Source organism: Burkholderia sp. FERM BP-3421, assembly GCF_028657905.1.
Lineage (GTDB): Bacteria > Pseudomonadota > Gammaproteobacteria > Burkholderiales > Burkholderiaceae > Burkholderia.
The window spans coordinates 21,194-33,644 of the sequence record NZ_CP117781.1; the positions used below are offsets into that span (position 1 = coordinate 21,194).

Annotated in this window: 10 protein-coding genes; 3 read left to right on the forward strand and 7 right to left on the reverse strand. The window is 70.6% G+C overall.

The features are described 5' to 3' along the window. Window positions 1–70: 70 nt before the first annotated feature. Window positions 71–2,251 carry a catalase/peroxidase HPI gene (gene katG / locus Bsp3421_RS03345; protein ID WP_273996928.1) on the reverse strand — a complete coding sequence of 727 codons (2,181 nt, stop codon included), beginning with the start codon at window positions 2,249–2,251 and terminating at the stop codon, window positions 71–73. A gap of 454 nt (window positions 2,252–2,705) precedes the next feature. On the opposite strand from katG, the gene Bsp3421_RS03350 reads away from it, so the two are divergent. Further along, a complete protein-coding gene (locus tag Bsp3421_RS03350) occupies window positions 2,706–3,560 on the forward strand; it encodes a class I SAM-dependent methyltransferase (RefSeq protein ID WP_273996929.1) in 855 nt (284 codons plus the stop codon). Window positions 3,561–3,746: 186 nt separating this feature from the next. Here Bsp3421_RS03350 and Bsp3421_RS03355 read toward each other — a convergent pair whose 3' ends face one another. The 4 genes from Bsp3421_RS03355 to Bsp3421_RS03370 form a co-directional block, all read right to left on the reverse strand. Continuing rightward, a complete protein-coding gene (locus tag Bsp3421_RS03355) occupies window positions 3,747–5,276 on the reverse strand; it encodes a sulfurtransferase TusA family protein (RefSeq protein ID WP_273996930.1) in 1,530 nt (509 codons plus the stop codon). 119 nt (window positions 5,277–5,395) lie between these two features. Then, entirely contained in the window at window positions 5,396–5,758 is a 363-nt protein-coding gene (locus tag Bsp3421_RS03360; RefSeq protein ID WP_273996931.1) for a DsrE family protein, read from the reverse strand. Between the two features lie 60 nt (window positions 5,759–5,818). Beyond that, window positions 5,819–6,079: a sulfurtransferase TusA family protein gene (locus Bsp3421_RS03365; protein WP_273996932.1), complete on the reverse strand. Its 261-nt coding sequence runs from the start codon at window positions 6,077–6,079 to the stop codon at window positions 5,819–5,821. Continuing rightward, the gene (locus Bsp3421_RS03370; protein WP_273996933.1) at window positions 6,076–6,801 is read right to left on the reverse strand and encodes a LysR family transcriptional regulator substrate-binding protein; all 726 of its coding nucleotides are present in this window, start codon (window positions 6,799–6,801) and stop codon (window positions 6,076–6,078) included. The genes Bsp3421_RS03365 and Bsp3421_RS03370 overlap by 4 nt, the downstream gene beginning before the upstream one ends. A gap of 200 nt (window positions 6,802–7,001) precedes the next feature. On the opposite strand from Bsp3421_RS03370, the gene Bsp3421_RS03375 reads away from it, so the two are divergent. Beyond that, entirely contained in the window at window positions 7,002–7,610 is a 609-nt protein-coding gene (locus Bsp3421_RS03375; RefSeq protein ID WP_273996934.1) for a YceI family protein, read from the forward strand. 37 nt (window positions 7,611–7,647) lie between these two features. Here Bsp3421_RS03375 and Bsp3421_RS03380 read toward each other — a convergent pair whose 3' ends face one another. Continuing rightward, complete coding sequence (locus Bsp3421_RS03380) at window positions 7,648–9,282, reverse strand: AMP-binding protein (protein WP_273996935.1); 1,635 nt, start codon at window positions 9,280–9,282, stop codon at window positions 7,648–7,650. A 452-nt stretch (window positions 9,283–9,734) separates the two neighbouring features. On the opposite strand from Bsp3421_RS03380, the gene Bsp3421_RS03385 reads away from it, so the two are divergent. Next, window positions 9,735–10,757 carry an AraC family transcriptional regulator gene (locus tag Bsp3421_RS03385; RefSeq protein WP_273996936.1) on the forward strand — a complete coding sequence of 341 codons (1,023 nt, stop codon included), beginning with the start codon at window positions 9,735–9,737 and terminating at the stop codon, window positions 10,755–10,757. A gap of 122 nt (window positions 10,758–10,879) precedes the next feature. Here Bsp3421_RS03385 and Bsp3421_RS03390 read toward each other — a convergent pair whose 3' ends face one another. Continuing rightward, window positions 10,880–12,451 carry a long-chain-fatty-acid--CoA ligase gene (locus Bsp3421_RS03390; RefSeq protein WP_273996937.1) on the reverse strand — a complete coding sequence of 524 codons (1,572 nt, stop codon included), beginning with the start codon at window positions 12,449–12,451 and terminating at the stop codon, window positions 10,880–10,882.

A 12,451-nucleotide genomic window follows, 5' to 3' on the forward strand; every position in this document is an offset into this window, starting at 1 on the left:
AAAAAAACGGCCGGTCATGCCGACCGGCCGCTTCACCTCCAAGCCGGGCCACCCGCGCCCGGCCTGTCGCTCACGCGAGATCGAAGCGATCGAGGTCCATCACCTTGCTCCAGGCCGCCACGAAGTCGCGCACGAACTTCTCCTGCCCGTCCGTGCTGCCGTACACCTCCGCGAGCGCGCGCAACTCCGCGTTCGAGCCGAATACGAGATCGACGCGCGTGGCCGTCCACTTCAGCTGTCCGCTCGCGCGGTCGCGCCCTTCGAAGACATCCTGCGCGCCCGACACCGGCTTCCATTCGGTCGCCATGTCGAGCAGGTTCACGAAGAAGTCGTTGCTCAACGCATCCTGCTTTTGCGTGAACACGCCATGCCGGCTCCCCCCGACATTCGAGCCGACCACCCGCAGGCCGCCCACCAGCACCGTCATTTCGGGCGCGGTCAAGGTCAGCAATTGCGCCTTGTCGATGAGCAGCGCCTCGGCCGGCACCGTGAATTTCGCCTTCTCGTAGTTGCGGAAGCCGTCCGCGATCGGCTCCAGCACCGCGAACGACTCGACATCGGTCTGCGCCTGCGAAGCGTCCGCGCGGCCCGGCGAGAACGGCACCGTGACCGCATGGCCCGCGTTCTTCGCCGCGCGCTCGACGCCCACGCCGCCCGCCAGCACGATCAGATCGGCGAGCGAGATCCGCTTGCCGCCGGCCTGCGCGCCGTTGAACCCGGCCTGGATCCCTTCGAGCGTCTTCAGCACGCCGGCCAGCTGGTCGGGCTGGTTGACCGCCCAATCCTTCTGCGGCGCGAGCCGCACGCGCGCGCCGTTCGCGCCGCCGCGCTTGTCGGAACCGCGGAACGTGGACGCCGACGCCCATGCCGTCGACACCAGCTGCGCCACCGACAGCCCCGCGGCATCGATCTTCGCCTTCAGCGCCGCAACGTCCTGCGCATCGACGAGCGGATGGCTCGGCGCGGGAATCGGATCCTGCCACAGCAGTTCCTCGCTCGGCACTTCCGGGCCGAGATAGCGCGCGCGCGGCCCCATGTCGCGGTGCGTGAGCTTGAACCACGCGCGCGCGAACGCGTCGGCGAGTTCGTCCGGATGGTCGCGGAAACGGCGCGCGATCTTTTCATAGGCGGGATCGAAGCGCAGCGACAGGTCGGTCGTCAGCATCGACGGCGAACGGCGCTTCGACGGATCGTGCGGATCGGGGATGGTGCCCGCGGCCGCATCGCCCTTCGGCTTCCACTGATGCGCGCCGGCCGGGCTCTGGGTCAGCTCCCATTCGAGATCGAACAGGTTTTCCAGGAAATGATTGCTCCACTTCGTCGGCGTCGCGGTCCAGATCACTTCGAGGCCGGACGTGATGGCGTCGTCGCCGCTGCCGGTGCCGAAGTCGTTCTTCCAGCCGAAGCCCTGCTGTTCGAGGCCCGCCGCTTCCGGCTCCGGCCCCACGTGCGACGCGCTCGCCGCGCCGTGCGTCTTGCCGAAGCTGTGGCCGCCCGCGATCAGCGCGACCGTCTCCTCGTCGTTCATCGCCATGCGCGCGAAGGTCTCGCGGATGTCGCGGGCCGCCGCGACCGGATCCGGATTGCCGTTCGGCCCTTCCGGATTCACGTAGATCAGGCCCATCTGCACCGCCGCGAGCGGATTCTCGAGGTCGCGGTCGCCGCTGTAGCGCTCGTCGCCGAGCCAGGTATGCTCGTCGCCCCAGTAGACGTCCTGGTCGGGCTCCCACGCATCGACACGGCCGCCGCCGAAGCCGAAGGTCTTGAAGCCCATCGATTCGAGCGCGACGTTGCCGGTGAGGATGATCAGATCGGCCCACGACAGCGCGCGGCCGTACTTCTGCTTGACCGGCCAGATCAAGCGGCGCGCCTTGTCGAGGCTCACGTTGTCGGGCCAGCTGTTGAGCGGTGCGAAACGTTGCTGGCCGGAGCCCGCGCCGCCGCGCCCGTCGCCCGTGCGATAGGTGCCGGCGCTGTGCCATGCCATGCGGATGAACAGCGGACCGTAGTGGCCGAAATCGGCGGGCCACCACGATTGGGAATTCGTCATGACCGCCAACAGGTCCCGCTTGACGGCCGCGAGGTCGAGGCGCTTGAACGCTTCGGCGTAGTTGAAATCCTTGTCCATCGGATCGGACAGGGAGGAATGCTGGCGCAGGAGGTTCAGGTTCAGTTGCTTCGGCCACCAGTCCCGGTTCGATGTGCCGCCGCCAGCGGTATGCTTGAACGGACACTTCGTTTCAGTCGACATATCTGCTCTCCTTGGATCGTGGGGACACGATCGCCCGGCTCGGCTCGCACGCCGGGCGTCGCCCGAGCATGGTACGGGTTCTCAACTGACGGCGGAAATAGGTTTACTCAATGGCCGCGACATTCAAAAACTAACGCGCGGCGGGCAGGGCGGAAGAGATAGTGCGTCGTGCTTGCAATAATGCGACATGCCATTTTGTCATTCTTACGCAAATCGCCATGCAGACGGTATGGCATGCGAGGCCATGCGGCCGGGACTTGTTCAGCCGCCCGCAAATGTACTGACATCATGCCTGCGGTTATCCGGAGAAGCGCGCAAGACGGCGGATCCGAGGTCGGCGGGCCCCCGCCGGCCCCCGCCCGACTTGCCCGCGTTTGCTCATTTCATCGATGTCGATACGGTTTGGGCGGACCCGCGCGTTGCATGCGGTCACGCCCACGCCAAGGGGAAAACGATGCAAGAAGGACAAGCCAGCTGGACCGCCACGTACACCGCCATCGCCCGCGCCGCGCATCAATGCCTCGATGCGGCGCCGAAGATCCTCGACGACCCCGTCTCGATCGGCTTGATCGAGGGCGCCGCCGAAACCGACCTCCGCGCTCAGGCCGACACGTTCCGGCAACCCGTGCAGCAACAGACCCGCGCCATCCTCGTGCTGCGCAGCCGCTATGCGGAAGACCGGCTGGCGCAGGCGGTCGCCGACGGCGTGACGCAATACGTGATCCTCGGCGCGGGCCTCGACACCTTCGCTTATCGCCAGCCCGCGTGGGCGCGCGACGTGCGGGTGATCGAGGTCGACCATCCCGCCTCCCAGGCGCTCAAGCATCACGCCCTGCGACGCGGGCGCGTGGCCGTTCCCGCGAACGTCACCTTCTGCCCGATCGATTTCGAGCGGACCACGTTGCGGCAAGGCCTGGAGGCGGTGGCATTCGACCCGCATGCGCGGACTTTCCTGTCGCTGCTCGGCGTGACGCAGTACCTGACGCGCGAGGCGCTCGCCGCGACGCTGCGCGACGTGCTGACCCTGCCCGCGGGCAGCGGCATCGTGCTCGCCTTCGTGCTGCCCGACGCGGTGCTCAGCGGAGTCGATCTCGACGTCTCGCTCGCGCACACGGCGCTCGCGGCATCGCATGACGAACCATGGCTCACCCGCTTCGAACCCGAGGCGCTGCGCGCGTGGCTGCTCGAACTCGGTTTCACGGCCGCGACGCACCTGGCGCCGTCGCGCGCCGAGCAACTGTATTTCGCCGGACGCGCCGACGGCCTGCATGCGCCGCGCTACGAGCAGCTCATGCATGCCGAGGTGTAGGGAGGCGTGGCGAGGCGGTGCGGGTCGACGCTTCAATTGATCGGCGGGCCATCATCCGGGCGGCATCGCCGTCCGGATGATGGCCCGCCCGCCCCTCTGCTCGATGTCGGCGACGGGCTGCCGGCGACGGGCGGGCTCCATGCGTGCGCCGCCCGGCCGGCGCGTCGAAGCCCCCGCGCGCAACCGCTACACGCCGTGCCGCTCGCGCAACAGCCGCGCGGCTTCCGCGAGCGTGCGCAGCTTCGCCTCCGCGATCCGGCTGCTGTTGACCGGCGCATCCGCGAACGTCGCGAATCCGCAGTCCGGATTGAACAGCACGCGCGACGCGCCGAACAGGCGGATCGCCTGCTCGCCGTGGCGCAGGATCTCGTCCAGCGGCTCGACCCGCGCGTGCTTCTGGTTGCACAGCCCGACGCCGATCCGCAGCCGGTCCGGCAGGCTGCGCAGCACCTCCATCTCGCCCGCGCGCGGCGTGCACAGTTCGAGGAACAGCGTGCCGACATTCAACGCGCCGAGCGTGCCGACGAGCGGCCGGTAGTCGCCCGCGAGCGCCTTGCTCTCGTCGGCCGTCCAGTTGCCGCGGCACATGTGCAGCGCCACCCGCTCGGCCGGAAAACCCTCGACCACGGCATTGACGAGATCGCGCGCGAACGCCAGCTCGGTATCCGGATCGCTCTTCGCCGACAGCGCGCCGCACATGAAACTGCGCTGGCTCGACGCCCCCGAGAACGCGACCTCCGACAGCACCGGTTCGTCGAACTGCACGAGCGCCGCGCCCGCCGCGAGCAGCGCCGCCAGTTCCTCGCGCAACACCCGCACCACATCGGCCGCGAGCGTCTCGCGATCGGCGTACGCGCGATCCGAGATGCATTCCATCCACATGGTGCGGGTCAGCAGGTACGGTCCCGGCAAGGCGATCTTGGCCGGGCGGTCCGTGAGCGTGCGCAGGTACGCCAGTTCGCGGCCCGCGAGCGGCCGGCTCCGGCCCAGCGGCCCGAACACCGCCGGATGCCGCACCTCGCCCGCCGGCACGTCGAGCGCGCGCAGCTCCTGCTCGAACGCCTCCGGGTCGTCGACATACGGCAGCAGGTCGGTCAGCGGAATCAGCTGGCAGTTGTCGAGCAGCCCGCCGACGAAGCTCGCGTAGCTGTCGCGCCGCTGCTCGCCGTCCGTCACGACGTCCACGCCCGCGCGCAGCTGCGCCGCGACGGCCAGCTGCACCGCATCGTCGGCGCTCGCGTCGAAGCCCGCGTCGTCGAGCCGGCCTTCCGTGTGTTCGTGCAGCGCCTGCAGCATCCAGCGCGGCCTCGGCCAGCTGCCGATGCCCATCACCGACAGCGGCCGGATCGGCGCGACGGCCGCGGGCGTCGGCAACGACGCGGGAATCGACACCGGCACGACCGCGATCGCGGCCGCCGCGCGCGGCGCGGCCGCCTCCGGCGTCGGCGTCCGTTCCGACAGGCCGCCCTTGCAGACGAGGAAGCTGAACTGCCGGTCGCGCCGCGTGTACGACACGAGTTCGTTGCGCGTCATCCGGCACCACGCGGGCAGGTCGGATTCGACCGTGGCCTCCGTCGACAGGATTTCGAGCAGTTGCCCGCGCGCGAGCGGGTCGATGTGCTTGCGGATCAGCAGCAGCAGGCCGTTGCCGCAATCGAGATCGCCGCCGTCGAAGCTGACGTCGGGCGCGTGCGCGTGATGGTCGGATGGGGTCATGGGGTGTACTCGGCGCGCGGCGCGCGCGGGACGTCGTTCGGCGAGATCCGCGCGGCGGCTCGCACAGCGTGCCGCCGCGCGTCACGCGGCACGGCGGCGACGTCGCGGCGCGCGTCGCTTCAGTAGCTGAGGCTCGGGCAGGCGTCGCCCATGAACTCCACGAGCATCGCGCCGCCCACGATGCGCGCGCCGGGAATCAGCTTGCTTTCGTCGAGCGCGCGCTTCTTGAAGCACGGCGAGCAGACGTAGATCTTGCCACCCGCATCGACGAAGCTCGTCATCAGTTCCTTGAGCGGCGCGAAGCCGGCTTCGTGGATCTCGTCCGCATAGCCGAGCTGCGACAGGCGCGTGCCTTCGATGTTGAGGAACACGACGACGTCCTTCTCGCTCGCGACCGCGGCGTTCGCGACCACGAAGGCGACCGTCGCGCGGTCGGTGTCGTCCTTGGCCCGAGTCAGACTGACCACGAATTTTCCAGACACGATGTTTCTCCTCGGTTGTACAGGGATGGGGGATCAGGGACGGCCGCCGCGCCGGGCGCGTCAGCCCTTGGCCTTGATCCAGAACAGGCTGCGCGCGGCATCGGCGTGCAGCAGCGCGTGCCCGGTCACGCGGCAATACGAGGGGAGGTCCTCGATCGCGCCGAGATCCCGGGCGGTCACGCGGATCACCCGGCCCGGCATCGTGCGCAGCCGCACCCGCAGCTTGAGCAGCAGCTCGCCGCAGCCCAGGTCGCCCGCGTCCCATTCGACGTCGAACGGCGGATCGCTGGCGGGGGCTGCCGGGTGGGGCGTGCCTGTCATGATGGGGCGGAAAGCCGCGTGGCGGGGGTCGTTGGGATGATACGACAGGTTCGCGCGGATCGATGACACACCGCGTTGCGCACCGTGAATCCCGACGTCCGGACCTTCGAGCGCGCAACCGGCGGCACGTCCGCCGCCGCGACGCCGCCCGCGTTCGCCGCGCTCGAAAACGGCCGGATCGACGACATGGCGCTCGGGCCGCGTTGAACGCCGCATCGGGCCGCCGCCTCCCGCCAGCTCTCCCCCACCACCTCCCGCATCGCCGCGACCGCCGGGCTCGCGTTCGCGGCCGCCTGCACCCAGCACAGCCAGGCCGAGCCGCGCCAATGCGGCCAGATCGCCATCTCCCCGGCGCGTTCGCCTGCCTCGGCCTCGCTGCACCGCAGGATGCCCGCGCCGAGCCCGCTGACGATCATGCTGCGCAGCACGCCGTCGCTGTCGGCCACATGGCGGGCCTCGGGCGCGCGCCCGCCGTCGCGGAACAGGTCGAGCGTCGCCGCGCACGCGGGCACGCTGACGATCCATGGCAACCCCACCACCTCCGCGCGCGACAGCGACGCCGCCTGCGCGGCAAAACGCATCGGCAACGCGACCGCAAGCCCGATCGGCGCGAGCCGGTCCGCCGCGAGATCCTCGGGCGCCGCGTCGATCAGCGCATAGCCGCCGTCGAGATCGCCACCGCGCACGCGGTTCAGCACCTGCCCCGAAGCGTCCCGGTGCAACGCCACCTCGATGTTCGGATGACGCAGGCCCAGCGCGAGCAGCGCGTCGCCCGGGGTATGATGTCCCCCGCCCCCCGCGCCGGAGCCTGCCGCACCATCGGCCTCTCCGCGCCCGGGGTGGCCACGCCACCCAACCCTACCGGACAGCCGCCGCGCGTATGTGCCACGCAGGCGGCTGCCGACCGTTCGAGGAACCACCGATGCGTGCATCCACGCTCATCGCCGCGGCCCTGGCCGCCGCCGCCGGTCTTGCCGCCACCACCGCCGGCGCCGCCTGGCACGTCGACAACGCGCAGTCGAGCTTCAGTTTCGTCACGACCAAGGCCGGCGCGGCCGGCACGGCCGCGATCGAGGAAGTGCAGTCGTTCAGGCAGGTCGGCGGCACCGTCGCCGACGATGGCGCCCTGCATTTCACCGTCGACCTCGCGAGCGTCGACACGCGCATCGGGCTGCGCGACGAGCGCATCAAGACCCTGCTGTTCAAGGTCGCCGAGCAGCCGCGCGCGACCTTCGCGGGCTCGGTCGATCCGCGCCATTTCGAGGCGCTGCCGGTCGGCGCATCGACCGATCTCGACCTCGACGGCTCGCTCACGCTCGCCGGCAAGACCCATCCGCTCACCGCGCCGCTGCGCGTGGTGAAGCTCGCGGACCAGGCGCTGCTCGTCACCACGCGCACGCCCGTGATCGTGAACCTGAAGGACTACGGCCTGCAGGACGGCGTCGACGCGCTGCGCACGCTGATGAACCTGAACGTGCTGTCGGGCTCCGCGCCCGTCAGCTTCTCGGTGGTGCTGCGCACCGACCGCTGAGCCTCGCGCGCGTCGCCGCCCCGGGCGGCGGCGCGCGTCACACCGCCTCGCGCAACGCCCGCCGCAGAATCTTCCCGACATTCGATTTCGGCAACGCGTCGACGAAGCGGACCTGCTTCGGCACCTTGTACGCCGCGAGATTCTCGCGGCAATACGCGACGAGCGCCGCTTCGCTCAACGCGCTGTCCGCTCCGAGCGTCACGAACAGCATCACCGCCTCGCCGGTCTTCGGATCGGGCACGCCGATGCACGCGCATTCCGCCACGCCCGGGCACGCCGTCACGACCGCCTCGACTTCGTTCGGATAGACGTTGAAGCCCGACACGATGACCATGTCCTTCTTGCGGTCGACGATCTTCAGGAAGCCCAGCGCGTCGAACACACCGATGTCGCCGGTGCGGAAATAGCCGTCCGCCGTGAACGCCTGCGCGTTCGCCTCGGGCTTGCGCCAGTAGCCGGACATCACCTGCGGGCCCTTCACGCAGATCTCGCCCGCTTCGCCGATCGGCACGTCGCGACCGTCGTCGTCGCGCAGCCGCACGTCGGTGGACGGCAGCGGCAGCCCGGTCGTGCCGTTGAACACGCGCACGAACACCGGGTTGAACGACACGATCGGCGACGTCTCCGACAGGCCGTAGCCCTCGCGGATCGGGCTGCCCGTGAGCGCCTCCCAGCGCGCCGACACCACGTCGATCACCGCCGCGCCGCCGCACGCGCTGAGCGAGAGGCGCGACCAGTCGACCTCGCGCGCGCGCGGATGGGCGACGAGCCCCGCGTACAGCGAATTGACGCCGACGAAGATCGACGGCCGCGCCGCCTTCAGCACCTCGACGAAGCCGTCCATGTCGCGCGGATTCGCGACGAGCCAGTTTTCCGCGCCCGCCGCAAAGCAGCTGAGGAAGTTCAGCATCAACGCGAAGATGTGATACAGCGGGATCGCCGTGACGACGGTGTCCCGGCCCGGCCGCAGCACGCCCGGCATGAACGCGCGGAATTGCTCGATGTTCGCGACCAGGTTGCGGTGCGACAGCGAGGCCCCCTTCGACGGGCCGGTCGTACCACCCGTGTATTGCAGGAACAGCAGATCCTCGCCGCGCACCTCGACCCGTTCGAGCGGCAGGCGCTCGCCCGCCACGAGCACGTCGCGCAGCGTGATCGCGCCATGCAGCGCCGGATCGACGGCCGGCCCCGGCACCACCATGCCGCTGCCGTCGCCGAGGCCGGCCGTGATCACGGCGCGCACCCGGGCCGCGGCGAGCGCCTCGGCCAGCGTGCGGGTCGCGCCGTCGTACACGATGATCGCGTCGACGCCCGCGTCGTCGAGCTGATGCGTGAGTTCGCGCGCGGTATAGAGCGGGTTGACGTTGACCTGCACCGCGCCGATCCGGGCCAGCGCGATCAGCGCGAGCGGAAACGCGAACACGTTGGGCAGCATCACCGCCACGCGATCGCCCTTGCGAATCCCCACCACCTGCTGCAGGTAGGCCGCGAGCGCGGCCGAGCGACAGTCGACGTCCGCGTAGGTCAGCGTCAGGCCGAACGCGCGGAAGGCCGGCTGCGCGGCGAACGCGCGCATCGCGGTTTCCAGCAGGGAGGTGACGGACGGGTGGCGGTCGGCGTCGATCTCGCTCGGAATCGCGCCATACGATCGGATCCAGTATCGGTTGCTCATCGATGTCTCTGCGGTTGGCGGAAAGGCGGCGGGCGGGCCTGCGGCCTCGGCCCGGGCGGGCGCGATCGGTCCCGATGCGATCCGCGCGGCGCATCGCGGCAAGCGGTGACCCGCCGGCCGCGCACGGCCGCCGCGCGTGGGCGCCTGGCGATTCCGTCGTCTCCCCCGGCGGAGCCGTGTCCGTGCGCGGCCGTCCTGCCCCGGGGCACTATCCCATGCCGCCCCGGCCTTGCCTATGATGGATCCGGCCGCCGCCGCTGTCCGCAATCGACATCCGGCCACGCCGCCCGCGGCGGCGCTTCGTGGCAAGCCGGCCGATTCACGGGCAAAATCTGTCGCTCAGGACGCCCTCGGCTCGTACCCCGGATTTCGTCATGCGGCACAGCACGCCCGAAGTTTTCCCGTCTTTCTCTCCGCCCGGCGCCCGCTGGGCGGATGCTTCGTCCGCCATCATGCTGCGGCAGAAGCGCTTTTCGACGTCCAAGCTGGTCGCGCTGCTCGACGCGGCGGCCGAGGTCGGGGTCGACCCCGCCCCAGTGCTGGCCGCCACCGGGCTCGACCGCGCGGCGCTCGCCGACCCGTTCCAGCTGACTTCCGCGCAGCAATTCCTCGACGCCGCGCGCCACGCGGTGCGCGCCTACGGGCAGGAGGATCTCGGGATGCGGGTCGGGCAGCGCCTGCACGTGTCCAGCTACGGGATGTACGGCTACGCGCTGCTGTGCTCGGCGACCATGGCGGACGCGTTCGACACCGCGGTCAAGTACCACCAGCTCGCGAACGGGATGCTCGACATCCACTGGATCGAGGAGGACGACGCGGTGTCGTGGATCGTGCCCGCCCAGCACGCGCTGCGCCTGCCCGACATCGACGAGCGGCTGTACCGCTTCCTGATCGACCTGCAGTTCCTGGTCCACGCGACGCTGATCCGCGAGGTGATGGGGGCGTGGTGCGCGCCGCTGCACGCGACCCTGACGTCCGCGCCGCCGCGGCACGCCGAGCAGCTCGCCGACCTGCTCGGCTGTCCGCTGCAGTTCGGCCAGCCGCAGAACCGGATCAGCTACCCGCTCGCCTGGGCGGGCCGCGCGCCCCGGCTCGCGAATCCGATCACCGCCGCCCAGCTGTCGGTGCACTGCGCGCGCATGGTCGAGGAGTTCGAGGCGCGGGCCGAGACCACCCGGCAGGTGTTCGGCGAGCTGACGCGCGTCCCCGGACGGTTTCCGGCGCTCGACGAGATCGCCGGCCTGCTCGGCATGAACGCGCGCACGCTGCGCCGTCGCCTCGACGCCGAAGGCGCGTCCTACGGCGCGCTGCTGACGAGCGTGCGGCATGCGCTCGCGCTCGACTATCTGTGCACCACCGATCTCAGCGTCGACGATATCGCGCTCGCGCTCGGCTTCAGCGACGCGGTCAGCTTCCGGCATGCGTTCAAGCGCTGGACCGGGCGGACACCGAACGAGGTGAGGGTGAGCGGATGAGGGGTGAACGGCGAAAGGATTGGGGCGTTGAGGCGTTGGGCCGTTGAGGCATCGACCCGTTGGGCCGCCGAACCGATAACGCTGACCGGCTCGACGGTCGAACCGCCCGGCCCCGCCGCGCGTCAGTTCACCTGCCGCCCGCGCCCCGCCCAATGCGGCTCGCGCAGCACCCGCTTCAGCACCTTGCCGGTCGAATTGCGCGGCAGCTGGTCGACGAAGATCACGTCGTACAGCATCTTGTAGCCGGCAACGCGCGCGCGCGCGTGCGCGAGCACCACGGATCGGGTAAGCCCGGCGTCGCGCGCCGCCACCACGTACGCGACCGGCACCTCGCCCCAGCGCGCGTCGGGCACGCCGATGACGGCCGCCTCGGCGATGCCCGGATGGCTCAGCAGCATCTGCTCCAGCTCGGCCGGATAGATGTTCTCGCCGGCCGAGATGATCAGATCCTTGATGCGGTCGGTGATGGACAGATAACCGTCCGCGTCGAGATAGCCCGCGTCGCCCGAATGCACCCAGCCGTCGACGATCGTCTCGGCGGTCGCGTCGGGCTGTTTCCAATAGCCGAGCATGCGCGTCGAGGTGCGGAACAGGATCTCGCCGGGCTCGCCCGGCCCCAGCTCGCGGCCCGCGCGATCGACGATGCGCACCGCCACGCCGCGCAGCGGCCGCCCCGCCGCGAGCTTGCCCGCGGAACCGAGCGCCGCGTGCTCCGACGGCGGCAGGAAGATCGCCATGTTGCTGGTCTCCGACATCCCGTAGTTCTGCGCGAAGCGGCAGCGCAGCCGCGCCTGCGCCAGTTCGAGCAACGGCGCGGGCATCGGCGAGCCGCCGTAGACCACGAGGTCCACCGACGACAGATCGGCCTGCGCGCACCCGGGCTCCGACAGCAGGAAGCGCAGCATCGCCGGCACGAACGCGAGCTTGGTCACGCGATGCGCGACGATCGCCTCGAGCGCGGCCGCGCCGCTGAAGGCCGGCAGCACGATGCCCGTCGCGCCGTTGATGAGGCCGTGGAGCGCCCACCACAGCCCGCCGACGTGGAACGTCGGCAGCGCCAGCAGCGCGACGTCGCCGGGCCGCCAGTCGATGAATTCGTCGCCCGCGCGCACCACCTCGCGCACCAGCTCGATGAAGCCGCGATGCGCGAGCACGACGCCCTTCGGCCGCCCGCTCGTGCCGCTCGTGTACACCTGGATCACGGGCGTCTCGGGATCGCGCGGGTCCGCCGGGCGCGTGGCCGGCGCCGCGTCGCGCCACGCCGGGTACGCGAGGCAATCCGCCGCGGGCGCGCCGTCGAGCTGCACGACCGCGCGCAGCCGCGCACAGCGCGCGAGCAGGCCCGCCGCGAGCGCGGCCGAACCGGCCGTCACGAACAGCACCTCGGCCTCCGCATCGTCGACGATCCAGGCGGCCTCGTCCTCGCCCAGCTTCCAGTTGACCGGCACGAACACCATCCCGGCGCGCGCGCAGCCGAACAGCAGCTCGTAGCTCTTCTCGCTGTCGTGGCCGACGAACGCGACGCGCGCGCCGCGCGCGAGCCCGAGCCTCGCCAGCGCGTGCGCGACCCGGTTCGCGGCCGCCGACAGCGCGGGATAGCCGAGCGCGCGGCCCTCGCTGATCAGCGCGATGCGCGACGGGTGCAGGTCGGGAATGTCGGACAGCGTGCGGGTGGCGTCGTAGGCGTCGATCAT